The sequence below is a fragment of the Cytobacillus gottheilii genome, from assembly GCF_001636345.1.
GTDB lineage: Bacteria > Bacillota > Bacilli > Bacillales > Cytobacillaceae > Cytobacillus > Cytobacillus gottheilii.
On record NZ_KV440945.1, the window covers coordinates 4,179,343 to 4,205,796 of the forward strand.

The following is a 26,454-nucleotide window of genomic DNA, read 5'->3' on the forward strand; positions in this document are numbered from 1 at the left end:
AATTAAGTATTGCTACACTCATTTTCTCAAACCCTTGCCATTCCTGCATTCCTACGCTACCTGAATTCTACCATATAAAATAGAGTCCTGCACAAATCACAAATTTTCCCGATTTTCTTCTCACTTTTTCTGCCACAACTTTATTAATTCTTAAAATAATGTCGTGGGATTTCTCGCTTTTCTTCCTGCCTTTTTCTCCTGCTTTTTCTTACTCTTTTTTCGGGATTATGGAGTTCTTATGAACCCCTCATACTTTTATTCAAGCATTGATAGGACAAGGTTTTATCAGGCTTTTCTCTCGCTTTTTTATTCGGGCAAAAAAGGATGGGATTCTTGTTCCCACCCTCTTTCTTCTTTCTTTTTTTCCTGCCTTTGTCCACACGTTCTCCACAGGAATCCTTTGACTTTATTTTGATTATGACAGAGGTTTGTTATGTGGCACAGGAGTTTATTATTGGGTTACATAGTTACTGCAGGGAATAGGATTAAAGGGATTAGGGAGTATAAAGCATTTTAATCCCACAACTCATTTCATATATGTAGATAAATATTGCAACAGCAATTTTCTTGCCTTTTCAAAATCCATATATTCTTGGTAAAATCCATCATATTGAGTTATGTTATCTTCAAAAAATCTATATTGTTTAAAGAACTCAAAGAATGAAAACCTCAACATTTCTATTTGACCTTTTGGAATTATATTTGATTTCCCTATTAAAACATAACTTAAAGACCCAGCGATGTTCATGCAATAAGTATTAAAATCCGCTGTCAACCAGTTATCATCATCAGATAACTTGGAAAAAGCATTACTGTAATCTTCTTGGATTTTATCTGTATCTCTATAGGGGAACGGTTTCTGCAATTTCTCATTTATCAGTACCAGTTGTCTTTCAATATCATTCAAATCCATTTCCTTTTCTCCGCATCTTCCACATTATTTCCTGTTACGTTAATCATTTCGATAGTATCAACCTTCTTAACTCCTTTGTCATTTGTGGGGATGTAAGATAAATAGAATCATCGGTAATATACATAAACGTACTCTTCTCATTTTCCTTTCCTAACCATAAATGAATTCCATGTGTAGGCAGTCCCCCTTCTTCCGCCTCGTATTCCACCATTACATCGTAATCAGGTTCAGATATCTTAACCTCCCCTGGTTGTTTGACAGCAGTCGTAATCGCCTTTTCAAAAACATCTAATGATTCATCATCTTTAATTGATAGAATAATCTCCTCATTCATTTCTCCTGTTCCATTCGACTCTGAAATTTTAATTTCTGATATTTTTCCATCTAAAAGAACCATTGTTTCTTCTTGTTGTAATTGGCAACCTATTAAAGCGATTGCAACACATAAAATTGTTAATATCGAAAATATAACTTTCAAGCTATTTTCTCTCCTCTATCATCAAAATGATGACCTTTACAAAGTGAGCAGAGTTGCCCACTTAATAAGATGGTTTATATATTCTATCGGTGTCGGTATCAATCACAAAATCAACCTCTGTATCTTCGTTATAGGCAAGTTGGTCAAAACAGTTAATTCGGCAAAATATAGCTGGAAGGTCTAAAATATCTGAAGTAAGAGTTTTGGAATTTATGTACCTTTTCATAAGTTCCTGTTTTGAACACCTATTCCCTTTAATTAGAACTTGGTGATAATATCCGTCAATTTTAACTATCAATGTCATCACGATTGACTGCTAATCAATCCATAAAGCTTAGTTTGTTTTGTCTTTTTGACTGAAATATGGACCACACCAACCTGTTTCATGAGTTTTTACATAAGTCCAATTAAACTCTTTATCTACTACGTAAACATCTTCTTCATTTATAAAGTCCTCGGCTGTTAAAGGTGACGCATTTTCAAGTATAAAAGCATCATCCGTATGCTGATAAAAAACATAGCAAGATTGTTTTGATTGTTTGTTAAATGTTATATCAGCTTGTTCTTCTTTTAAGCATTTCCTTCTTTCATAACTAAATACATGCCATAGGTAGCCACAGCAACCATCTTCATCATAAAGATAAATAGATTTCTTTTCTTTATCGCTAAGATGATTGACAAAGTTATCTTCCCATTGCTTTCGCAGATATGTCCCCCACTTAGGTATTTCTATCACTCTTACTTTTTTCATTCTTAGTAAAGATACTAAATCCATCATATTTTCCAACATGACACCCACTTTTTATATAATCAAATTGCTAACCGTATGTTTCATAAGAAATCTCCATTAAAATATTTTCGTATGACTTTATCTTCCTCCAAAGTGCCTCATATTCCAACGAATCAGGTTTGCACTTGTCTAATTCAACAAACATACTTATTAAAGATTTTTCTAATTCAACTTCTTTATCGGTTTGTTTTTCTATATTTCTCCTATCTCGATACATAATGAGGTGTTCTTTAAAATTCTTTCTCGCTTCTGTAAGGGAATAATCACCATTTGGACCTCCCCACACTTCATCCGCATTTGGGTCGTCTTGTCCATCGTCTTCCCAATGACAAAGTTCACATATATCAAATATTCCCCGTTCTTCAATTGTTGGAAAACCACAACAAGGACACTTTTCCCGTTTCAATCTAATCTCTCCCTTTAGTCAGATAAAGTTTTTACCGCAAATGACGTTTATACTGCTTAAATGCCTTGTGTGGTGGAATCCCTACCGTTTCATCAGGTACATAACAATCTCTATCGTGATATGGCATTTCTAACTCTTCCCATTCAAAATCATCCTCAACACATTTAATAAATAAATCGTAACCCTCTCCATCTGAAGGGGATAACCCTAACCTTATTTCTTTATGCTTTAATGCAACATCAATCGCTTCTTTAAGTTCGATTAAAGCTGTTCGATTGGCAATAAGATAGGCATTACTATGCCACATCTGTTGTCCAAATATATGGCACAAAGGGTCGGTTCATCCTCTTCATAAAAATGATTCTTATATGCTTGATTTAGCTGTTCAAGTACGGTTTCGGGGCTATAAATATCTAAATAGGTATCCATACCACTTTCCCAATACCTTTGTCCACCACCCCAAAACTGTGAAACAAAGTCATCATATAAATCATTGTTCTCCACAAATAAATATCTTTCCAAGGCATCTTCTAAATCCCCAATATAATAATAGCTGTGTATTTGTATTTCATCCTTTTTATAAATAAAATGATAAAGAGTATCCGCTATTTTTTCGCTTTCCAGCAAATCAAAATTATTTTTCTTTGTACTCTTAGGCTTTAATCCCCCATTTACAAATGGTGTTTCTGGAATATAAATAGCTGTGAACAATTTTACATCTGACATTTATAGACACCTCCTAAACCAATATTACCTCAAATCCTATTTTTATAAAGTACGCAATTATTAACCATATATTTGGAGGAACAATATGATAAACTTTTTATCCCAATTTATGAAAGAGCATTTTGATAACCTTACTCTAAGACCGCCCCTATTTTATTCATGGGAATATGGTATCCGTTTTGAAATTTCTATGCCCTGGGTACAACATGAAGATAAGAACAATCTTCAGCAAATCGAAGAAAGAATTAATGGCATATTCAATAAAGTTTTTCATGATACCGATGAAATGTTACTGGTCACAGACATTCATTGTGAGAAGAACGATACCTTTTTACAAAAGAGACCAACAAAGGTCTATCAAAAATATATAAAAGACAAGGAATTAAGACGAAAACTGCAACATAGGGTGTTACCAAGTGTTTTTTGGGAAGATGAAGACGGTGAAGATTATGAAGAAATGGTCACGCACCGATTTGCTCTGTCCTGTGAAAAGAGCGACATTCGTTATAAACCGCTCTTAACTGCTATTAGTTATGAGGATTTTCCACATCCATCCCAAATTCTAAAAGGGTTTTACCGCCCTGGTATTGATATTTATTTTGTAAATGTTACAAAGAAAATGATTTACCATCTATATGATGACCGAGGCTGTGACGTTATCGCCTCAAACAAAGAAGATTTACATTCACTTTATGAAGAACTAAATGATTGGATTTTAGACTATGACCGAGAACAGATTGATAAGATATTCAAATAATCCATTTGTTGTATAATTAAAGAAAAACATCTACAAGAGGTGATTAACTTGGACCTTCTCACCACATTTCTTGCCATCAGGCTCTGCCTGTAAGGGTCTAATTTTCCTTTGGGGACTTTTACAGGCTAAGCCATTTCCCAAGGAGTGTGATGGCAAATGAAACCACATCAAAAAAAATCGTAGTCGTTCCTATTTTCGACATCATCGGAAAAGAGTGATTCAGCGTAAAATAAAGATTGCCAAACATTTAGGTCGGCAATCTCGCTTTCCTGGATATTTCGCAAAAGGGAAAGTTCATTGTTCGTGCTGGATGTGTTCCCAAAAGACGAAAAAAGATGGAGAGGTTTGTTATGTGGCACAGGAGTTTATTATTGGGTTACATCTTAATTCTATTAATGCCACGCACTCCACATGGCTTGGATGGTGATGGCAGATAGATTGGTGTAGTGGTGTTTACCTTATTATACTTTGCAAGAATATGGTTAGCTCCATAAATTAGTCTTATAACTCAAACTTTTGGGGCTTAAACCAACTTATTGAACAGGGACATGGCTTCCATTTGTACATATAATGACTTATCAGCAAAGCAGCTGCCATCATGAAATTTATTTATATGCTCACAAGTTCCTAAGAAATAAATTCTGATAGTATTTTTTTCATCTCAGTCTCATGCTGAATGATTTCATATACATTCCAATCATCATTCTTTTTAGCAAGTTTTTCCATCCGTTCAAATTTCAAGCTCTGACTCGTTGAGCTAAATTCTTTGATTTTAGCAGATGGCATTAGGTTTGAACGGAGAGAGTTATGCCTTCGTGCCATGATACAAAGGTTGCCAAAGTTATTAAGATATTCATTGTCGATTCGTTCATGATTCTCAGCCTGATTAGGATTTTGAGGGTAAAAATGTTCTACTGAATTCCTATACTTAAATTCAAATTCATTCGCTTTAATTCCATGTTCTTTGCCTTCAAATTTTTGTTGATACCAAAGGACGAAATCTAAGAAATTAAAGATATAGTTTGGTGTATAAACACCGCTATCATAGACTCTATCCTTAACAGTCAATGCTTTAAAACGTTCTTTTGCAAAAGTAATCAGTTGATCTACAAGCTGTTTTTCATCTTTATACTCAATCCATGAGTTCAATATCCTCAGAATTCCAAAAAGGAAGGTTTTATAAATTTGACGTGGATCTGTCACTTGGAACATAGACTCAATTTTGACCACAATTTCTTGCGTATTCTTATCATTATAAAAAGTATTACGCGGAGATAACTTATTACTACCTTTGTTTTTCAACATATAAGGTTTATGCAAACTCCAATTAGAGTTATCATCAGTAGCATCATTCATATGATCCGTTTTAATAACATAATTATCAAAAACATATCGTGTTTTCAACAGCATGTAAACAAAGCCTTCGACATCTTTAACGTTATAGATATTAGTTTTAAACTGACCGATTAACTTCTTGTCATCCAGAGAAATCCCCTCAGACTCATTTCTCCAGTCAAAACTGTCACCCTTGAACAATTTCAATACATGCAACAGGAAATTAGGGAAATTAATAATGGAATGATATCTTCCAGTATCATCGTCATTTGTTTGTGATTTCTCATTTTGTCCTTTTTCTGTATTATCCATCTGAATAATCTCATCAATTGTTATAGATTTTGCAAATGATTTTCCATTTTCGTTGGCTTCTTCAAACATTTTTTTCATTGAAGAATAATCCTTTGGAATAAATTCATTCCATCTTTCGCCAAAAATCCTCTTGCGAATAATCGGTTTAAACCCTATTTGTACATATTTGTCTAATCGCTGGCAAGCGTTCCAAACTTCTGAAATAACCTTACGACCTATAACATCGGATTCATCTAGAACTCCCATCAAATGAGCTTTCACAATTTCGTGCTTTTCAAGTTGCTCTCCACGGTTATTCATGATCTCAAAATAATGGTTAAGATCCGTATCTTTTGGCAATTCATTTTTAATCAGAATCACATTATTAATCAAATACCGAAAATATCCTTCGTCATATTTCTCGCTCTTTAATTTCTTTTTCAAAATTCTATAGCCTTCAACTAATTCATTTGATTCATCGATTATTTTTTCGTAGTTCTTTTTTAAATACTTAAAAATATCAGTGGATCGTTTCCTACTTTCAAACTCAAGATTAACATTGATATCCTTCACAAAATCTTTATAGTTTGATTCATTTTTTAAATAACATATGAGTAAGGACATTGTTGTTAGTCGTTGTTGTCCATCAATGACATTTTCCTTTTCTTCATTATCCTTGTGAACGACAAGTGAACCAATATAATAATTTTGATAAGTACCAAGAGAATAATAATCATAGATGTCATCAACAAGAGTTTCTATTTCTTTATCGCTCCAAGCATACGCTCTTTGATAAATAGGAATTTTGTAGTTACCGGTAAATATATCCTTTATACTAAACTCTTTCTCTTTCATTTGTTACCGCCTTTAAAGAATTTGTTATATACTTCTCCCCATTTATCTTTCATTTTCTGTGAGTTATTAAGATTTTCTTTTGTCTTTATCTCAAAATGAAGGACATTACTTATGGAATACGATTCATTTATATGATTAAAGAAGTTATCAATACCTGCATCGCTATCAACCACAAATTTATTAATCGTTTTCTTTTGTACTTGTAGGAAGTCGAAACGTGGATAAAAAGCATATTTAAAACATATCTTTTCAATTGACTCGATTTCTTCATCAGAAAATTTATCTACTGCATATAACACCGCAGTTTTATACAAAGAAACTACATATCTGAAATAATTATGTTTTTCCAATTTGTTGACTAACTTAACAAATTCAGTTGATTCAGTCACACTTTGTTTTTCCCCTTCTAGAAATCCCAAACGTTTAGCTAAAGAATAATAGTAATCTACAAATTTAAAGAAGTACTCTCCATTAATTATTGGTTGATCAATCTGGAAGGGATACTTCAAAGGCTGCATCGCTTTAAATTCAATCATTGTTTGATTTTGCCTATTATACATATCTACAAAATTCTTAGCCATTAATAGCGATTTCGACCAATTATTATGTTTGTTATCATCTGCTTCACTTACTCCCTTGAACAAATCAATATCATTATTCGTGAAACCTACATCTTTAACAGGTTTATTCCTTGACCACTGTTTAATTCTAAAGAAATAATCAGAAAATAGTATATAGATATGCTCAGGTTTAATGTTTTCCCATAACTCAACCATCTCTAGTTTTTTCTCTTCGTTTCCTGTTAATTCTCGCAAATGGTAGGCTTTTAATAAATCAGTAGGATACAACGCTTTTCCACGGTTATTGGAAGAATCAAATAATTGAAATGCCTCATCTAATTTGCTCAACTTTAAAACCATAACTGTACAATTTTCTAAAAAATAATCTTCAAGAATTTCTTTTGCTTTAGGATTTCTGTCGAAATAATCTTCAATTATATTGAAATTATTTTTGACATTCTCATTAGTATTTTCGTGCATAGGAATTTCTAGTTTAGTTAGTTTTAGTGTATCCTTAGATTCTAAAAATCTAGTGATAAGAAGGCTGGTAATAATACGTTGCTGTCCATCAACAATATCTAATCTCTTATTTTTATGTAAAATAATTGTTCCAATTCGATATTCAGGATACTTAGAGAACTTTATGACATCTTCTAGAAGCTGGACGACATTCTTTTCGGTCCATGTATATGGTCTTTGATATTCTGGAATAGACAAATTAAGTTCTAACAATTCCTTTAAGTTTATTACGGAAGTTTCTACTTGTTGGCTCATTCAGATGCCTTCCTTTTAAATAATTTATATATATAAGATTATATCAAATTCAAACTAGTTTAAGCCGTCCGTTATATTTAATTCAAAACAAACACTCTTCAAAGATGCTTCCCCAAAGATACAAAACCCTCAAAACATTGAATATATACAGCGTTTTTGAGGGTACATATTTCTATTCACTAACCAGCAGTGCTACCACCTCTATATATGACTTATCACTAATAAAATCTCTATTTCCACGTTACTCATTAAATAAAAAAGAAGCTTTCCCCAAGTTCGCTGATTAATGATTCCGTTCTTTATCTTTCTATTTTATTAACTACCCAATCTTTCCTTCAAATCACTTAGTAACCTATTTAACGATTCATAAATATCACTTTCAATATTAGTTACTTGACCATGAACTACCAAATTTCGAAATTTTATCACTCGTAGTAACTCGTCCAATTCTTGTTTGTTAATTTTTTCCCGAATATACAGAAGTTGTGACCTTTCACGTAAAGTGGGCCATCTTTTTTGCTCTTTAAAATGAATTTCCTCTGTGCTATTAGTTATAAGTTTTTCTAACTCTATAAATTTTTCTATAAATTCGCCTGCTCTTACAGGTCTATCAACGCCAGCTGTTTCTTGATTAAATATTTCTTTCGCCAACTCTTTATCCCTAAATGGTTTAAGAATATACAAAGCAATAACGAAAGCAAATAGAATGCCCAAAATATTAAGCATAGAAAAAAAACAAAATAAAAATGGTCTATAATTCCAATAGGCAATTTTATTCAACTGTAACATTAAGATATCACAAATTAATGTTATAGCAGTGTAGCATGATAAGATGAATATTAATTTATAATACTTATTTATAGTTGTTTCAACGATTTCTGCCAATGTCTCATCTGATTCTTTTATATTTCTGAGATTTTGATGAGTAAAGATGTAAGCTGTTAATACGAAACCAACTAGTGCCGCTAAGGTTTGAGCGCTAGTGCTAAAGATATAATAGATATTATTTTGATCAACACCGTTATCAATAGTTTTAAGTAAAAACCAGCTAATTACAAGTACTGTAGTTATCAATAATCCCCAAGCAATTACTTTGCTTTTTGAACCAAACCCATTTGCTCCAGTCATTATTATTCTCCTATTTACATATTTCCAATTGATGTGTCAAATTTTTTAATCAAATTCTAAGTTCAATAAACTTCGTCTAAAATAATACGATTTAATACTTTTTAAGCTATGAATATTTTTTCTGCTAGGGTGTAGTGGTCGCTTTTTCTTAGAAATAAATTTTAATTTATTTTTTTGAATATAGTTGAAAACATAAAGACAATTTTCTTTATTATATAAATTAACAATATCAATTACAGATTTCACACGTTCATTATGTAATTTAGCTGATAATCCTTTCGGAACATCTCCCCATGCAAAAATTATTTTATCGGCATTTTTAATTGCTTGGGAGATTGCTACTTTATTTTGATTAACTATATGTATGTTAGTCTTTTTTTTTACTAGATCCCCTAATTTTTTAGAATTAGGCTCATAGAATGGAAATAAGTTTAAAATATAAATTGTTTCAGAGATTGTACGTAAAGCCTTAATTACTTTGTTAACAGTTTCATCTGAATTATTGGCATCGGCTGCACTAGGATTCATCATTATTACCACTGTTTTATGATTATTAGATTGAAGACTATTTTGAATCTCTAACGAAACTCTATAATAGGTATTCTTTACTGGTTTAATTTTAGAAACTTTTACATAGGAAGGATAATCTTTGGACAAATTGTTCCCCTCTCTTATGAATCTGCTGTACTACAAAAAAATAAAATATTCTGTAAGAGAATAAAATTTGATACAAAATTATTTATAGATAATTACTTTTTCCTTTTATTTAACATTAGTACTGAAGTAGCTACTTCTGCTACACCTTTTACCCTTAATCAATATTTGGTTTCTTTTTTAGGTATCTATTGTGTAGCAACTGATATGGTGTTCATATTTTTCACAAGATACCCATTACATGAAGGATGCTGGTTATACTTAAAAGCACAATAGTTTATATTGGTACAATAATGCATTTAGTATCTAATCTATTTCTAGAATCCTTCTAACACAAATTTTTTCATTAAGTTAATTCTTCTTAGGCGATTACTTTTTCTCCTTGTTCCTTCAAGAGATAATTCTAAGTATTCGTTTAACACTGCATTATCTTTATGTCGTTCATCGCCAATTACATAATATGAAAATTCTTCTATATTTTTTAACATAACACTCTCTTGTAATATATTAATATTCTTTATATTAGTTAAATAATCGACCACGATAATAATCGTATAAAGGTGTGTAACTTTCTTCATAAAATCTAAAATGACCTTACTTTTTGATAACTCTTCTAATACATAAATTATTGCTTTAAAGCGATTAAAGTCCTCATCTTTTTTCTCATAAATTTCATTAAATGTGTCATATGCCTTATTAATAGCTGTTTGATTTAAGTCACTATCAATTCCAAAACGAAAATATATCAAAATTTGACTTATAAATTCAATATCTGCCATCCTGCGAATTCTTGATGAGGAAAAGATTTCCTTCCAAAAGTTAAAATTTGATATTTTTTCAGCTTGTTTAATAAACTCACCATTAAATTCGGCGTTTCTTAATTCTTGAGGATTTAATGTTTTATCAGTAGCATTTAATCTTAAAAAAAGTTCAACAATATATTCTCTCTCTATATTGAAATTAATAACTCTCGCCGTAAAAGGGTAGCTCCAAATAATCTTTTTTTCTTCTACAGTTAATTCACTAAACATTTTATTGGCGTATGAGCTTGATGAATTTGATAAATACCTTGCATTTAAGGAAAATTCATCATTAATATAATCATAAACTGCCCCAATTCTTTGTTGACCATCTATTATGCTAGTAGTCATATCTCCAGTATCTGGGTTAACAGTTTGGTTATATAAATAAATTTCAGGGATTGAATACCCTAATAAAATCGTTTCGATTAATTTAACTTGATCCTTCGGACCCCAAACATAGTTTCTTTGAAATGACTGATCAACAATTAGGTTACCTGATCTTCTATCATCCACCAAATTCTTTACAGTTCTATTTTCGTTAGATATCTTTTCAATTATTCTCACAGAACTTCACCTTACATTCATTAATAGATTTTTTGTAATAATATTCCACTGCATCCCATGTTTCAAATATCCTATAGTTTATTTCATTATTTAATTCATATTCCAATTGAATAATTGCCTCAAATTCACCTGTCTTCTCTAGCCAATTTCTATATTCAGAGTTCTTTTCAGAAAACCCATCAAAAATAATAAACTTTCTAAATATAGCACTTGTTACTTGTTTATGCTTGTAATATTTAAACCTACCAGAGTAAAATTCCTCCAAATACGCATCCCTAAATGTTCTATAAATATTTGAACTAACGATAGCTATATCAATATCTGAGTCTTCATTAAAATCTTTTAATTCCTTTTCAGGATTTAAACTATAACCTATTTTTGCACTTCCAAATATATTAATATCATTCTTATGTACACCTAAAAGATTAGCTACGCTTATTTTAAAAGAGTCATATTTTTTTATTGATTCAACGGTAGGTATATCGCCAAAACAAAAAGCATGACTTCCTAGTAAATCTTCGTTATAAATTTCATCTATATCTTTAGATAAGATTGACTTTTTTTCCTCTAATAATAAAGACATTTCTTATCTCCTTTATAAAATGATTACTGTACTTTCTGTAGAAAAACGAGTTAGATATTTTTCAAGTATTTTGGGTTTATCCTAACCCTCTCATTTAAACAATGTTTCTTCCAATAATAGTTATCTCTGTCAACATTATTATTACATAATGAGGTGAACTCATCTCTTAGTTCTTTATTCTCGAAAATAAAATAATCTCTATTCTTTTGACCACTCAGCATACTCATAAATGAAAAACCATAAGTTGAATAATTGTTAATCCCTGCTGTTCCCTTTGCAATAATATTTGCTATTTCTTGTATAGTAAATGTTTTGGTAATATCTTTCCGTTGCTTTTCAACTTCCACTAAAAAACTTACAAATAGTTTATCTGCATTTACGTTGTTTTCAAGATTTGTTGTACTAAATAGTTTAAATTCCGGACATTCCCAATCAAAAGCAACCAATAATTACTTCCTCCTTAATTAACGATTAATTCTTTTTCCAAAATGAATTCGGCTACATACTTGTTTGAAACTACCTTTTGGTCTGTTACGAACGTTACACTGTATTTTGCTCTAGTTATTGCAACATATAAACCAGCCTTAGACTTCGGACTACTTACTGCAAGGTAATCATTTTGTAAGAATTTTTGTATCGGCCCATTAACTAAAATAACAACTCTTTCAAAAGTTAGTCCCTTAGATTTTCCGAAGTTTAGAGGAAATAAATAATCTGGACATTTTGTCCTTTTATCATATCTCAAAACTACTGGCTTATATTTTTTTATATATTTCTGTAGGTCACGACTTTTAATATAAAACACACCATCATGACCGGTTATAAGTTTGTTTGTTGAAGTGGTTTGGGGCATTTCAGGGTAAAGTGAATCGGCTACATCGCATATTAATTGGTTACCTCTATGGCACTCCGTCTTATAGTAAATTGAACAAATCTTTTGTTTTTCCCACTCGGAAAATAAATTAAATATACGGGTCCCTTTGTATTTCTTGTTCTTTCTCCCGTTGTTCGTGAACAGTGTAGCTTGTCTATTGTCTCCCACCAAAATTGTGTTGATCTTGGAGAATAATAACAGGTATAGAAAGTCTAAGTCCGATCCTGCTAAATCCTGAACTTCATCTATCATTATTAGATCATACATATTTTCTAGACGGCTAATTACCATGCCTTTTGATAGTAAATTTACATTAAGCACAAATTCACATATTTTATCCGTGTAAATATACTTGCCTTCCCGGAGATAGTATCTCTTAGTATCTCTTCTTGGGACGAACGGCACTGACATACCATTTACGAACTCGATATTCTCAATTCGCTTTTCATCATACAAGAAGTTTTGATACGGTCTTACGCATTCTCTTAGTAAGAACGAGAACCAAGTTTGTATAGTAACATTGGGGGGAATAAACCCCAAATCTTGATAAAACTTGTTTTTAATCTCTTCTGTGTTATCGATAGTAAATGTTGTTATTAAGATTTTTTTATCATTACATTCCTTAGCTCTTTTAACTAAATCTGATGTTTTTCCTGAACCAGCGGCAGCAATTATTACTGTATTATTCAATAGCTTCATTTATATACTCCGGTATTACAATTACTTCCTCTGTGTCAAAAATCCTCAAAGCACATTCATTTTTATTGCCAGAAGCAGTCATATATTTTATTAAATCGTCTTTTGTAGAAAACTCTTTTCCTAGGATATTATTCATTCTTTGAATTTCATTTACTGCAACCAACTGAGGTTCCAGTGTTTTTAATGTCTCATCAGTGCTGTGACAGATTTTAATTGTTGGATGAGATAAATACTCACTATACTTATTTTTTATATTTTGTTCTACATTCCCGTCGTTATCAGTAACTACAGCAACTTGCTTTTTTAATTTATCAGCAATTTCAAGAAAACGTTTAAATGATAACCCTCTTACGGTTATTACGTCTATGCCATCATGAATAGGCAATTTATTGTACTTTTGTAGGTATGCCTTTTGAACGATAAGTTCATCAGAAGGTCCTTCCACTAGAATCGCTTTTTCCGATAACAATAATCGGAGAGTGTCGTAGCCCGGAAGTTTTTTGAAATACTCATATGTATCTTCATTTAAATCTGTTAAGGTCATATGATTACCGTTATTAATAAGAATTACCTTATCTAACCCCAATTTATTTAATACATAATTACTATGGGTTGTTAATACAATCTGCTTCCCTTCGCACTTACTAGAAATTTGGTCTACTAGTTTATTCAGATTTGTGAATGATAGGTGATTTTCTGGCTCTTCAATTAATACAACATGAGCATCGTTTTCACTAGCTTCTAGCGACAATTTTAGTTTAATTGAATTCTGTTCACCTTTTCCTATTAAATCAAACGGTATACTATCTAAATAAGCAATGAGGTTAGATTCCCAACCGTTTTTTTGAGAAATATCTAAAGAAATTGCCAGATTCTTTTCCGATATTTCTCCCGTTCTTTGAGATAGCGCCGTATTCAACTCCGAGATTGCTTCAATACTAGAAAATTGCTCTTTAATATCTCTAAAATGGAAATTTAGAGCTGCACGTTGTTTGGAATCCAATGTGCTACCAATAACATTAGATATATACCTATCAGGACCATTCCATGTTTTTCCTTCAGTAGTATCAATAAGGATGCATTTTACAGGGACGTTTCGGCTGGTGATGGCATTAGATGCAAAAGAATGCCAACTAACCTTATAGTACTCAATTGGAACATTATAAATATCAGATGTGGATTCAATATAATGCTCATATTCTTCAGAGTATTCTTCATTAAACTCAATTTCTAACTTTACACCACAAGCATTCTCTCTAACTGAATTGATTGTTCCTTTTAAATGCGATGTTTGTTCATTCTCTTGGATATAAATTTCTATTAATATATGTGGTGGTTTTTCTCTGCTACCCCGTTTAACATCACAAATATACCTATTAACAATCTCTTTATTAAAAATAAATGGATTTAACTCGTTATGTATACTCCGCCGATGGAGTAAACCAGTTAAGGCCAAGTTAATTGCTTCCAAAATAGTAGATTTACCTTGCTCATTATTTCCTACAAGGATGTTCATAGTATCATTCAATCTTAAATCCAAGTTTTGAATTGATTTATAGTTTTTTATTATGATTCTATTAATCACTGTAACTCACCACTTTCTTGAATCTTAAAGTATGGAATCTTCTAGAGAAATGGTTGTAATGCAGCACCATTTTATGTAATTGTCATTTAATATAATTGTATAATTTTCCATCTATTAATTCTACAAATTGCGATAATTTTTTCACAATTCATTTTACAAAGAAAAAATGTACCGTAGTTTTTCGAGATAAGTCCTTTTTTAGCAAATAGAAGATTAGAAGATGATTGCAAGGATGTCTTATATAAGATTAAAGGGGAGACACCTATCCAAACCTTATTAAAAGGAAATGAGAAGTGGATTATTTTCTCATTCATTTGGCAATCATATAATTGTTAGTGCAATCTGTATGTCAAAGACAGAAGGGGACAAAAATACTCCTTCTGTTTTTATTTTGTATACATTGCCGTAATTACATATCAGAATATCGCTTTACCTTTTCAAAAAGTTCTATTCTCTCATTTTGTGAAAAGTTTCGAACCAGATTTACTATTGCTTCAACCGTTAACCATCTACTTTCTTGAACAAAAAACGCTTTTAGGTTTTCTTTAAAGGGAATCGTAATCTGCTCACTCTCAATCCCTGCTTCAATGAAGAGCCTTATTACTTCTTCAATCTTATCCACATTAATTTCCTCTCTTCGTAGCATTAATTCTTGTTCAATACTTGACCAATATGAGGTCAGAAATTCCTCCCACTTATCATCCTCAAGGTAGAAAAAGTCTAGGTAAGATGTTTTCTCTAGGTCAATAAAGTTTTTAGTATATACTTCTCTACGACCAAAACTGTTATTTTCTTGAGAATAGAGACTTTGTAAGTTTGAAATTAATTGATTAAACCTCACATCGGCTTGGTGTTCCCATATCTTCTGGAGCAGGGTTAATATTCTCTTAATTCTATTAGGGTCTCTCATAATGTGCTTCATCCTTCCAGAATGATTTTTAATTTAGAGTGTTGCTTTATGCAAGAAGTTTTGTTTTCTAAGATAAAAATAGACACCCTAATAAACATATCAAAGGTGTCTTAAAAAAGGTAACTATAGATTGGGTTTTCTGTTGTAGCTGTCAGCTTGGGTTACTACTCAAGAAATCCCCTCTGCATTACGATTAATCATATCAATAATATCCAAAATCCCTTTTGCTTTTGGTAGTTGGTCTTTGAACACGACTGTTATCCCGCCTAATGTTGTAAAAGGATCCTGTTGTAAAGCTTGACGCCCAAGAGTTCCGTTTTTCACTACATAATCGATAATTAATTCGACAAATCGAGTTTGTTGTAGATTTAGATTTTCTTCTGATAAGAATTTAGAGAAAGCTTCAACAGCTGCTTTTCGGTCTAGTCCAACGATTTTCCGAACAAGTTTTGTTATTGGTGTATCACCAAAATCTTTTTCATACTGTTCTTTAGAGCCTAGTTCATTCCATAGAATTTGCTCTAAGTACTCAATATCTTGTTTAGTTAATGGCTTATTATTACGAAGTTTATAGATTGCTAATGTGTCTTCATGTTGATGTTCTTTTAAATAATGTTCGACCTTTTTACGATAGCTTTGAAGATCATTCACATTTAAAATCGACTCGTTTTCTCTTACTTCCATTACTTCATCTTTAAAATCAGTGTAATAAATTTTCTGTTGGGTACGCTCAATATAGCGAATTAAATCACGCAAGGCCTCACGTACTTTTTCTAAATCTGCTATCGAGGCTTCTTGCCAAAACTCACTTGTTCGCACTTCATCAATAATTTCTTTTTGTGCTTCTACTGATGGAATTGTTCCTAATTTAGAAAGTGCCTCTGCTGTATCAACAACTCGACGAATAGGTTTAGTTGCATTGTTTGACTGCAATTGTGCCAATTCTATTGTTAACATTAATAAGTCAAAACGCTTGGCTAATTCATCATCATCAAGTGGTGCTATTAACGGTGAAATATTTTCTTTTACTTCGTTAGTCTGAACAACGGATAAAGCTTGCCAGTTGTCTGCGTTTTGATACTTATGCACGTATTGCAAATATTGACGCACTCGGAAATTTTCATCGTTTAATGCACGTATATCAGCCAATATTTCTTTTATTAACTGCTGACGGTATTCAGAATAGGGCTGTACTTGATACTGAACATCTTGCAACTCACGAACAATATCCACCTTTGAGTTAAACAACTTTTCTGTAAGGGTTTGTGTGACTTTCGATTCTTCTCCTTTTTCATTGGCACGAAAATACTCAAAGTTTCGCAAATAATCAAAAATCAGGAAATACTCTTTATCCATTCCCGGACCAAATAAATCCTCACACAAACGTGTACCGCGACCAATCATTTGCCAGAATTTCGTTTTAGAACGAACTTTTTTGAAGAAAACGAGATTTACAACTTCTGGTACATCAATTCCTGTATCAAGCATATCAACCGAAATCGCAATTTGTGGCATTTTATTTTTATCTGAAAAGTCATCAATCAACGTTTGGTAATATTCCACGCTGTAATCAATAACTTCTGCAAAACTGCCACCGAATTCAGGGAATTTCAAATCGAAACGCTCTTTAATTGCTAGAGCGTGCTTATGATTTTTCGCAAATATAATTGTCTTTCCTAGTTTATCGCCGCCTTCTACTTTAATGCCGTGTTCCATAACATCTTGCAGAACGTGATCAATTGTATTTTTATTAAAGACAAATTGATTTATCGCAGCACTGTCGATATCTTTTACCTGTGGCTCATCTTCAAAAATTTCTTCAAATTCTTCTTGCTCTTCTTTTGATAAATCATCATAACGAATCCCATCATCTAAAATCTTTAATGTTGTCTCACGTGTGCGATAATCAACTAAATACTCGTCTTCTACTGCTTTTGACAGCTCATAGGCAAAAGTAGGTACGCCATTTTCTAAATCAAAAATCGTATATGTGTTTTTATCCAGTTCATCCTTTGGTGTTGCGGTTAACCCAACAAGCATCCCATCAAAATAGTCAAAAATACTTTTATACTTTTGATAAATCGAGCGGTGAGATTCATCGATAATGATTAAATCGAAATGACCGACCGTAAATAAACGGTTTCCATCTTTACTTTTCACTTCATCAATCGAGTTCATCATCGTTGGATATGTTGAAAAAACCATCCGCGCATCCTCTGGATTCGACTTTTTCTCAAGCATATTACTTAAAGACAAGTTCGGTAAGAGTGTGTTAAAGTTACGGAATGCTTGCTTAACAAGTGACTTACGATCCGCTAAAAATAACACATTTTTAATCCAATGATGCCTCGTTAGTACATCCACTAATGAAATGGCAGTACGAGTTTTCCCACTTCCTGTTGCCATGACGAGTAATGCTTTACGCCCGTTATGACTGAATGCATCACAAACAGCCAATATTGCTTCCTTTTGATAATAACGATTAGTTATGTCATCATTAATTTCAATATTGACTAATGGTTTCTTCAACTTTCGGCGATCAATGATAAGTTGTAATTCATCTTGAGTATAAAATCCAGATGTACTGCGAGCAGGATATTCATCATGCCAAATATGGGTTTCAAAGCCATTCGTATAGTAAATAACTGGTCGAATTTGCTGGGCTTGTTCAATACAATCTGCATACAGCTTAGCTTGCTGACGACCAACTTTTGCATCTCTCGAAGTCCGTTTTGCTTCGACAACTGCTAACACTTTACCGTTTGTCCCAAGTAACACATAGTCAACAAAGCCTTCCCCGGTGTTGTTCGGCATTCCTCGCACTGGATATTCCTCAAGCACATTTTTAGCGATTTCCCAGCCTGCTAATTTCAAGTCTAGGTCAATATAACGTTTCCGTGTTTCAAACTCTGATATTTCATCGACTTGAAACTGATATTCTTCTTGTTGCATAACTCGGTTCGCTGTTAACTCCTTACGAAGTTCTTCATTTTGTTTACGCAACTCTTCTAGACTCTGGTCTTTTGCACTTAGTTTTTCATATAAATCGTGAAGTTCTTCCGGTCGTTCACGCTTGTACTCCGATGTATAAAGAAGAGATTCATTAAATTCCGATGATGTAAATTCCTCTGCATAACAATAATCAATCCATGAAATAAATTGATGTAAATTGTGTAATGATAAAACCGCTTCATCTCGTGTAATTGCAACATTTGTATGCACAGCTGCATTGCCTAACTTCACAACATATTTCAATATCGGCAACAATTCTTCATCAATAATGGCTAGGAAATGTCTATCATGAATTAAGCTTGATAAATTATCTTGATATGGAATCTTTACATCTTGGTCAAACTGATACACCCATTTCACCGCTAACTCCAGCGCGCGGCGCGATAAAATCGCACACGTCGCTGGACTAACTTGCATCGCTTTTTCTGCTTCTAAACAAGCATTGGTAAAGCTACTAAATGCTTGTTTCTCCTGCAAAAATCCAAAATTCGACATCACATCAACTCCTTTACGAGATAAATTCATTCAACTCTTATTGTTAAAACAGTTCCCCTTTGAAGGCTTTCTGGAGTAGTGAATTATACATATTCTCTAGCTTTACCTTACTTGATTGCATTAAAGTTCTCTGTTTTTCAATTTGTTCTATTTTATATGCAAATTCATTTTGCAAATTCAGTGGTGGCAAAATAATAGATAAATTTTCTATTTGCTGCTTTGTTATAGCTTCCCTTGTTGCCCCACCGCTAGTGGCTATTTGCCATAAATATCTCTGATAAATTTCATTTGTAAACAGATTACTTAAAAAAATATGACTAACAAGATTTTCTTTTACCCTTATTATAGAAACATGCTGATTAACTCTTGCGGGTAAAATATTATTAGGAACTATACAACTTCTTGCCACTGAAGCTCCTGTAATATTAAGTAAAATATCATTTTCTTGTACTTCAACATTTTTTAATTTTTCTGCCTGACGATCATCAATAAAGGCTAAATCTTTTAAAGTAAAATTGTTGTTATGGACATTTAAACTTCTTATTAAACTGATACCACTTTCTTTATAACTAGCATTTCCCCCTCTAGGGGTTGAACCTGAACCAATTTTTTCAGTTATATCTTTACAAGATGCTATATCCCATCCTTTAGAATTTGCAACAGGATTTCCAAACATCTCTAAAAACAAACTTTGCGTTAACTCATCTAATGCTGCAAGTTGATAGTGGCGTTTGTTAATCGCATCTTTTACCTTATCCAATACATCTACAATCTTAATCTGTTGTTCTAAAGTTGGTACGGGGATTTCAATAGAAGAAAGCGGTATTTTACTGATAGCTTTAAAAGTACTACCTGTTCCTAAACTAGCAATTCTCTCTTTCATAAATTCCAGCACATAATATAAATATTTAAAATCAATATTCTCTTTACTACGAATGGCAGCTACACCACGACCAATACAACATTCTTCTGTTGCAATATTTACGTCACCAACCGGCGCTCTAACTGACATTAATATATCGTTAGTAATTGCGATTTTTAAGGGTTTATTGCAATACATTCTAGGTATCGGATATAATTCACCGAAGTCCGCTTTACCTTGAAAGAATGGCAAGCCCTCTCCACTTTCATTATACGAAGATGAATCAGGAGATTGCCCCATAATTATTTCGCAAACATCGCTCAACTTTCGTAAATTCATTAGCGATTCTCCTTAATTAGTTCTTTTATCTCGTTTAGACCTTTTTGAATATCACTTTCTAAATGTAAAATCTGATCGATAATAATTTCAGGCTTTTTATATTCCATTTCCTCATACTCAATCTCTTTATACTTATTAATAGATAAGTCATAACTTTGCTCGCGGATTTCATCGACTGGTACCAAGAATGATTGTTCTGTCCGTTTGCGTTCTGCTTCACCTTGTAAGTTACCAAATCGGGCAATAATTTCTGGAATATCGTTTTCTGCAATTGGCGTACGATGGTCATTTAAAGAAAATCCATCTGATTTCATATCATAAAACCAGACTTTATCTGTGCCGCCTGTGCCTGTTTTGGTGAAAACCATGATTCCTGTTGATACTCCGGCATATGGTTTAAATACGCCACTTGGCATAGAAATGATGGCTTCTAGTTTGTTGTTGTCGATAATCTCTTTTCTAATGGCTTTATGGGCATTAGAGCTACCGAATAACACGCCATCTGGTACAATGACAGCTGCTCGTCCACCCGGTTTTAATGTACGAAGAATTAATGCTAAAAATAATAATTCTGTCTTAGCAGATTTTGAATTTTTACTCATTACATAGCTCAAATCATTAGCAACTGATTCTTTATCAACGGAACCCTTGAAAGGAGGGTTCGCTAAAACCATTGTATATTTATCTACATCCTTATTATCTTCAGAAATAGAATCACGATATTCAATATTTGGTGCATCAACACCATGTAGCATCATATTCATTGCACCAATACGTAACATAGTTGAATCCATATCATTCCCGTAAAACATCGTGTTGTGAAAATGTTCTTTTAAACCTTGTACTAGGAATAAATCGTTGTTGTTTTTTCGTAAGTATTCACTTGCTGATACTAAAAATCCCGCTGATCCCATTGCAGGGTCAATAATTGTATCTTCAGGTGTAGGTTTCATTAATTCAACAATCATATTGATAATGTGGCGTGGTGTACGAAACTGACCGTTTGTACCTGAAGTTTGTAACTTTGATAATAGATACTCATATATGTCTCCTTGTGTATCACGATCTTCCATTGGAATACTATCAAGTGCAGTAACAACTTTTTGAAGTGTTGCTGGTTTATTAATCAGGAATGAAGCGTCTTTCATATATTTAGAGAATGCAGAATCCTCTTTGCCGCCTAATGTTTTAATAAACGGGAAGATGGTCGTTACCATAACTTGGTGCATCTCTTCAGCAGGTAGTTGTTTAAATTGAGTCCATCGCATTTTTGACCAATGCTCTTTTTGTATATCTGTAAAATCAGCTGGCATTTCTGAAAAAATTCCTGTATGTTCTAAGCCTAAAAAAGCTGCATCCTTTTCTTTACGTAATTCGCTTTCATCTAATCCTTTAATGAACAGCAAATAGGTTAATTGCTCAATATTTGTTAATGGATTTGTATTCCCCTCTGTCCAAAGCGTTGTCCAAATCCCATCGATTTTATTTTTAATTTCACCTGTAATCATGATTTTCCTCCTAAATAATTCCCAGTCTAATTATACTACTTCTTTTATAAAAGAAGATATGAGCATTCTTGGAAAAGCTTATTTTTGTCTAATTTATTTTACCACAGCAAAAATAGTCCCTTAGACCTATAAGAATATTAATTTCTTAAAAGTAAGATGATTAACGCTTGAGGCCAAAGGCATTTATTTTAACAAGAAAGGAGGACTCCAAGAGTGGAGGACAAGAAAAAGAAGACAAATACAGACTGGATGAATTCATGCCTAGAGCATGGTGAATCACTTGGAATCTCTAAAACTAGCATTAGTTTGTTCATCCACTTACAGGAACAAAAGTATGGACAAGATCATACAAAAGCTTAAAATTCCCGGATATGAAACAAAAGTGATAATTGTACCACGTAAGAACAAATCAACCAAAGCTGAAAAAATTTCGGATGGCATCCAATTATCACTTGATATAGAGATGGAACCAAATAAGCAAGATTTAAAGAAATAAAGTATAAATCATTCCCCTCACGTCAAAGATGGTAAGCAAATACTTGATGGGAGGGGAAGCTATGACCGAGAAGTATCGTGTCGTTAAAGTCAGTTACTCCGAGGAATTATCGTCAGACTCAGAACTGTGGTTCAAGCGCTTTATTGAGAAGGCGTTGTTGGACCATATTACTAAAGACGATTATAGACTTCAGGCTTTATTGATTAGTAAAAATAATAATTTGAAAGGATTTTACCATGAATGAAAAAGATTTAACGGTCATTTATGGCCGTGTCAGTTCAGCTGCCCAAAGTCTTGAATTACAGCTTTCTGCAGCTAGGAGATACCTTGAATCACAGGGTTTAACCGGAAAAGAGGACTTTGTGATCGAACTAACCGATCATGACGTTTCTGCAACAAAGTTCAAAATGAAGGATAGACCAAAACTGATGGAGTTAATCCAACTAATACAAGAAGGTAAAGTTAAAAAGGTTATTGGATATAAGCGGGATCGCTTCGCTAGAAACTTTTATGAGTTTGTGGATATCACGAGAGTTTTTATTAAATATAATGTGGAAGTTGTTTATACAGCTAGCAATGAACCGCCATTCCGAAATAAGTTAGCTCTAGAAGCATTTTATGGAATGTTCGGACAGATGGAAGGCGAAAATATTCGAACACGTACCAGTGATACCCGCAAGCAGTATCCTTCCAGCATCTTTGGATATAAGCGTATAAAGGAAGAAAATCAAGTTTATTTTGTCGTGAATGAGGAAAAGCGAGATTCTATTGTTTCACTATTCACTGAGTTTAGTAATGTGAAAGACGAAGAGCAATTTTTTAACTTTTTTATGACACGCCACAAGGGACTAAATCAACCTGAGAAACGACTACGAATTTTAACCAATCCATTTTACGCTGCTCATTACGATTCGAAAAATGGGTTGCACCCAATGGATCATGTAGAACCTATAATCTGTTTAGATTTATATTTGGTAGCCAAGTCTCAGATAGATGAATTTCTAGCTATCTATAAAGAAAGGCTTAATGAGGTTAGTAACCTGTTCATGACAACACCATTGTGCGGCAAATGCGGAAATAAAATGAAGCATCGCAAGCAAAACGTTCTGGATGAAGGTTATTTCGTTTGCAGTGCCAATCATAAAAGGCAGATGATTACAGTTGTTGAATTAAATGATTCCGTTAGGCAGGCTGTTCTGGAGCATGTACAGTCTATGTCTGCCCAGTTAGCCAATAAGATTATGTCCAAACATATTGCTAATACAAAGAAACGATTAGAACATGAAAAGGATATCGCAACATCAGAATATCTTGAATCTTCACTTGAGCTAAGTACCATTAACCTAGTTAGTAAATCTGTTATTTCTAGATACTTGGATAGAATTCAAATGTTAAAGGACAAATCCAATAAGATTGGGCAAGATTTAGTAGCTTTACAACTATTAAGTAATGAGATTAAAAGCATCGATATGATTTTATCTCAACAAGGATTAAGCCTCTCACAACAAGATGTTCAACGATTAACGGAATTGCTTGTTCATGATGTCGTAGTTCATGAATCCTATATAGGAATTGATCTATTCCTTTCAACATTTGCAAAGGAATGCAATGCATCATGAGGACAAAAGCAACCGCCTATTTACGTTATTCAGATAAAAAACAAGATGGCAATCATTCATTGGAAATTCAGAAAAACCAAATCCAACTGTTGGCTGAAAGAGAAAATCTAGAAATTGTTGAATGGCGTGCGGACAAAGCAACAAGTGCCTATCACAATAATGCCAGTAAACGTCAGGGTATACAGATGATTCTAGCGGATATCGAAAATGGAGCTGAAGCTATCTGCTTCTACGAAGAATCTAGAATTACCCGTAGTATCACGGATTTTTATAATGAGGTCTACACCCCTGTTAAACAGCATTATCCGTTTGTAAAGTTTTTCAGCACTCAATATGATGGTGTGTGGAATCCGAATGACCCTATTGTACAAGCCAAGCTTGTTTTTGCTGCAGAGGAATCGGAAATAAAATCCGTCCGAGCAAAGGATGCTCAAGCAAGTTTACTAGGAGAAAAAAAACGTCCCGGCTCTCGTGTACCCGTTGGCTACGATATGGTTGATGGTATCTTATATCCAAATAAAGATGCTCCAATTGTAGAACTCATCTTTTATCTAGCAAGTCTAGGACACTCGCAAGATGTAATAGCTGAGTATTTTAACAAATGTAGGATAAAAACGAACAAGATTAAGTATTGGAATAGTAGCACCATTGGTTATATTTTATCCAACCGTGTCTATTCTGGAAATTTAGCTTGGAACGTTAGAACGAGCTATGAAATCAGCAAATCAAAACCAGAATCTGAAATTGATTTGTTAAGGCATTCTCATGACCTCATTGTAAATCCAACACTTGTTCATTTGGTAAGTCAAATCAACGAATTGAAAGTTCAATACGGTGCAATGAGTACGCCTTATTACCTTCGTGGAATAATTAAATGCAGGAAATGTAATAATTTACTTCAGGCTAAAGATAATTCTCCAAAAGGTAAAAAAGGTCAATATATGATTTATCGATGTACAGGATGTAAGAAAGCCGTTCCTATCATTCCTGTTCACAAAACCGTCTTAAATGATTTACAACGCAAATGGAATACTCAGCTTTCAACCTTTGTAACAAGTGCTAAGGAACAACTGAAAGGCTGGTCTGCAAAACTCCTAAAGGCTAAAAATAAGCTAAAGGGACTTTTAGAAAAATCACTCTATAATGAAAAAATGCTCGCACCTGATATTGCGACCAACACCCTATTGGCTGAAGCTTTTTCAGTTTCACAAAAACACTTGCAAGGTGAGATTATGTATATCAATGCAACACTGGATGAAATCAATCGATTACTTGAAGACAACTTTCTCGATGCATTTATGAATGAGCTGATACAGGAGAGTTTTTACGACTTATCAGATACCGAATTACGAGTCTTCTTCCTAATGTATTTCGATGAAGTGATGATTGATTTTGAGAAAAACAACAAAATCCAGATCAGTTATCGTCTTTCTCCATTTATTTCGTTAGAAGTCACAACTAGTCAGCTAACCGAAAAAATTGGCAATAGAGAGAATTTGACTGGTTAAGAAACCGAAATTCTTCTAAGCAACGAATTGAAACTCCATCGTTTGTAGTTCTCTACTCTCAAAAACCCTTGATATCAACGCTTTTTGGGAGTAGCCTTTCGGCTTTCTGACCATCGAAGAATACTTCGATGGTTAATAAACCGAACCATATATTTACTTTATGGTCAAAAAACCGAAAGTTTAAACTGCAATAAAATCATAATGTTTTATGAAAAAGTCTTCAAATATAAAAATACGAAGATACAATGTATTCCGGTTAACCAATTACTGATTAAAAGATTTTAGAGGGAAATAAATAGCTATTAAATATGTTAGACAATTTTAGTTTACTCAATTTTAAAAACTTAAAGGAGAAATTATTATAATGAAATGTGCAATTTATATTCGAACAGCAAGCAAAAACAATCAAGATTACCACTTAAAAACACAAACTGAGCGACTTGAACGCTATATTGCAGAACGAAAATGGGGGTTATTCAATTCATATATTGATATTGGTTCAGGTACCAATAAGCATAAAAATCTACAGGCGATGATTGAAGATGCCCAAAATAATAAATTTGATGTTATTCTTTCGACAGACCCCTCACGATTATTTCGAAATCCTGAACAATCGTCTAAAATGAAGAAGCTTTGTGAATTGAATGAAATTCATATTATAACATTAGATGGTTCCATTAATACTCAGCAACGAAATGTAGATTTAATTAGTCTTTATGCTTGGATAATTGAACATGAAACTCAAATCATGAGCCAACGAATCAAATTTGGTAAGAAGAAACGCATATTAGAAGAACAAATTAAGTAATTTTCAAAAATATATTGTAACCCAACAACAAGCGAAAACCGCAGCGGTTACATAGCTATCATTAGAGGGCTATGTAATTTTCTGCGGTTTTTATTATGAAAGGAGCATTAATCAATGCAAAC

General features: G+C 33.0%; 24 protein-coding genes. 5 read left to right on the forward strand and 19 right to left on the reverse strand.

The annotated features are described in order from the left end of the window. Positions 1-526: 526 nt before the first annotated feature. The 6 genes from A6754_RS20295 to A6754_RS20325 all read right to left on the reverse strand — a co-directional run bounded on the left by A6754_RS20295 (position 527) and on the right by A6754_RS20325 (position 3,313). Positions 527-913 carry a YxiJ family protein gene (locus A6754_RS20295; RefSeq protein ID WP_066450184.1) on the reverse strand — a complete coding sequence of 129 codons (387 nt, stop codon included), beginning with the start codon at positions 911-913 and terminating at the stop codon, positions 527-529. A gap of 43 nt (positions 914-956) precedes the next feature. Continuing rightward, the gene (locus tag A6754_RS20300; RefSeq protein ID WP_016202197.1) at positions 957-1,391 is read right to left on the reverse strand and encodes a YhfM domain-containing protein; all 435 of its coding nucleotides are present in this window, start codon (positions 1,389-1,391) and stop codon (positions 957-959) included. Positions 1,392-1,725: 334 nt separating this feature from the next. Next, on the reverse strand, positions 1,726-2,166 hold the full coding sequence (locus tag A6754_RS20310; RefSeq protein ID WP_040342972.1) for a DUF4275 family protein: 441 nt from the start codon (positions 2,164-2,166) through the stop codon (positions 1,726-1,728). A 43-nt stretch (positions 2,167-2,209) separates the two neighbouring features. After that, positions 2,210-2,587, reverse strand: coding sequence for a CPCC family cysteine-rich protein (locus A6754_RS20315; protein ID WP_066450186.1), 378 nt, complete (start codon positions 2,585-2,587; stop codon positions 2,210-2,212). A 31-nt stretch (positions 2,588-2,618) separates the two neighbouring features. Then, positions 2,619-2,894, reverse strand: coding sequence for a hypothetical protein (locus tag A6754_RS20320; RefSeq protein ID WP_066450192.1), 276 nt, complete (start codon positions 2,892-2,894; stop codon positions 2,619-2,621). Further along, positions 2,849-3,313 carry a hypothetical protein gene (locus tag A6754_RS20325; protein WP_066450196.1) on the reverse strand — a complete coding sequence of 155 codons (465 nt, stop codon included), beginning with the start codon at positions 3,311-3,313 and terminating at the stop codon, positions 2,849-2,851. Before A6754_RS20325 ends, A6754_RS20320 begins: the two co-directional genes overlap by 46 nt. Before the next feature lie 85 nt (positions 3,314-3,398). Here A6754_RS20325 and A6754_RS20330 point away from each other — a divergent pair, with 85 nt between their 5' ends. Continuing rightward, on the forward strand, positions 3,399-4,070 hold the full coding sequence (locus tag A6754_RS20330) for a DUF3885 domain-containing protein (RefSeq protein ID WP_066450203.1): 672 nt from the start codon (positions 3,399-3,401) through the stop codon (positions 4,068-4,070). A gap of 627 nt (positions 4,071-4,697) precedes the next feature. On the opposite strand, the gene A6754_RS20335 is transcribed toward A6754_RS20330, so the two are convergent. From A6754_RS20335 to A6754_RS20395, 13 genes are all read right to left on the reverse strand, one after another. Then, a complete protein-coding gene (locus A6754_RS20335; protein WP_066450205.1) occupies positions 4,698-6,551 on the reverse strand; it encodes a GmrSD restriction endonuclease domain-containing protein in 1,854 nt (617 codons plus the stop codon). After that, the gene (locus tag A6754_RS20340; RefSeq protein ID WP_066450208.1) at positions 6,548-7,885 is read right to left on the reverse strand and encodes a DUF262 domain-containing protein; all 1,338 of its coding nucleotides are present in this window, start codon (positions 7,883-7,885) and stop codon (positions 6,548-6,550) included. Before A6754_RS20340 ends, A6754_RS20335 begins: the two co-directional genes overlap by 4 nt. A 315-nt stretch (positions 7,886-8,200) precedes the next feature. After that, positions 8,201-9,013 carry a hypothetical protein gene (locus tag A6754_RS20345; RefSeq protein ID WP_066450216.1) on the reverse strand — a complete coding sequence of 271 codons (813 nt, stop codon included), beginning with the start codon at positions 9,011-9,013 and terminating at the stop codon, positions 8,201-8,203. A 45-nt stretch (positions 9,014-9,058) separates the two neighbouring features. Further along, complete coding sequence (locus A6754_RS20350) at positions 9,059-9,670, reverse strand: DUF1643 domain-containing protein (protein ID WP_066450219.1); 612 nt, start codon at positions 9,668-9,670, stop codon at positions 9,059-9,061. Positions 9,671-9,984: 314 nt separating this feature from the next. After that, positions 9,985-11,034 (reverse strand): DUF262 domain-containing protein, encoded by a 1,050-nt coding sequence (locus A6754_RS20355; protein ID WP_066450221.1) that lies wholly within the window; start codon positions 11,032-11,034, stop codon positions 9,985-9,987. Beyond that, complete coding sequence (locus A6754_RS20360; protein WP_066450224.1) at positions 11,021-11,617, reverse strand: hypothetical protein; 597 nt, start codon at positions 11,615-11,617, stop codon at positions 11,021-11,023. The genes A6754_RS20355 and A6754_RS20360 overlap by 14 nt, the downstream gene beginning before the upstream one ends. Before the next feature lie 50 nt (positions 11,618-11,667). Next, on the reverse strand, positions 11,668-12,063 hold the full coding sequence (locus A6754_RS20365) for a hypothetical protein (RefSeq protein ID WP_066450225.1): 396 nt from the start codon (positions 12,061-12,063) through the stop codon (positions 11,668-11,670). Between the two features lie 14 nt (positions 12,064-12,077). Beyond that, complete coding sequence (locus A6754_RS20370) at positions 12,078-13,190, reverse strand: DEAD/DEAH box helicase (protein ID WP_082851769.1); 1,113 nt, start codon at positions 13,188-13,190, stop codon at positions 12,078-12,080. Next, the gene (locus tag A6754_RS20375) at positions 13,174-14,775 is read right to left on the reverse strand and encodes an ATP-dependent nuclease (protein ID WP_066450226.1); all 1,602 of its coding nucleotides are present in this window, start codon (positions 14,773-14,775) and stop codon (positions 13,174-13,176) included. Before A6754_RS20375 ends, A6754_RS20370 begins: the two co-directional genes overlap by 17 nt. 409 nt (positions 14,776-15,184) lie before the next feature. After that, a complete protein-coding gene (locus A6754_RS23070) occupies positions 15,185-15,685 on the reverse strand; it encodes a hypothetical protein (protein ID WP_066450227.1) in 501 nt (166 codons plus the stop codon). 168 nt (positions 15,686-15,853) lie between these two features. Beyond that, positions 15,854-19,192 carry a DEAD/DEAH box helicase family protein gene (locus tag A6754_RS20385; protein WP_180320250.1) on the reverse strand — a complete coding sequence of 1,113 codons (3,339 nt, stop codon included), beginning with the start codon at positions 19,190-19,192 and terminating at the stop codon, positions 15,854-15,856. A 43-nt stretch (positions 19,193-19,235) separates the two neighbouring features. After that, positions 19,236-20,393 (reverse strand): restriction endonuclease subunit S, encoded by a 1,158-nt coding sequence (locus tag A6754_RS20390; RefSeq protein WP_066450232.1) that lies wholly within the window; start codon positions 20,391-20,393, stop codon positions 19,236-19,238. Beyond that, complete coding sequence (locus A6754_RS20395) at positions 20,393-21,901, reverse strand: type I restriction-modification system subunit M (RefSeq protein ID WP_066450234.1); 1,509 nt, start codon at positions 21,899-21,901, stop codon at positions 20,393-20,395. The genes A6754_RS20390 and A6754_RS20395 overlap by 1 nt, the downstream gene beginning before the upstream one ends. Before the next feature lie 213 nt (positions 21,902-22,114). Here A6754_RS20395 and A6754_RS22865 point away from each other — a divergent pair, with 213 nt between their 5' ends. The 4 genes from A6754_RS22865 (at position 22,115) to A6754_RS20415 (ending at position 26,332) form a co-directional block, all read left to right on the forward strand. Next, positions 22,115-22,261: a hypothetical protein gene (locus tag A6754_RS22865; protein ID WP_156495831.1), complete on the forward strand. Its 147-nt coding sequence runs from the start codon at positions 22,115-22,117 to the stop codon at positions 22,259-22,261. Between the two features lie 372 nt (positions 22,262-22,633). Further along, the gene (locus A6754_RS20405) at positions 22,634-24,016 is read left to right on the forward strand and encodes a recombinase family protein (RefSeq protein ID WP_066450235.1); all 1,383 of its coding nucleotides are present in this window, start codon (positions 22,634-22,636) and stop codon (positions 24,014-24,016) included. Then, positions 24,013-25,524, forward strand: a complete 1,512-nt coding sequence (locus tag A6754_RS20410; RefSeq protein ID WP_066450237.1) for a recombinase family protein — start codon at positions 24,013-24,015, stop codon at positions 25,522-25,524. Before A6754_RS20405 ends, A6754_RS20410 begins: the two co-directional genes overlap by 4 nt. A gap of 364 nt (positions 25,525-25,888) precedes the next feature. After that, positions 25,889-26,332 carry a recombinase family protein gene (locus A6754_RS20415; RefSeq protein ID WP_066450240.1) on the forward strand — a complete coding sequence of 148 codons (444 nt, stop codon included), beginning with the start codon at positions 25,889-25,891 and terminating at the stop codon, positions 26,330-26,332. Positions 26,333-26,454: the final 122 nt, after the last annotated feature.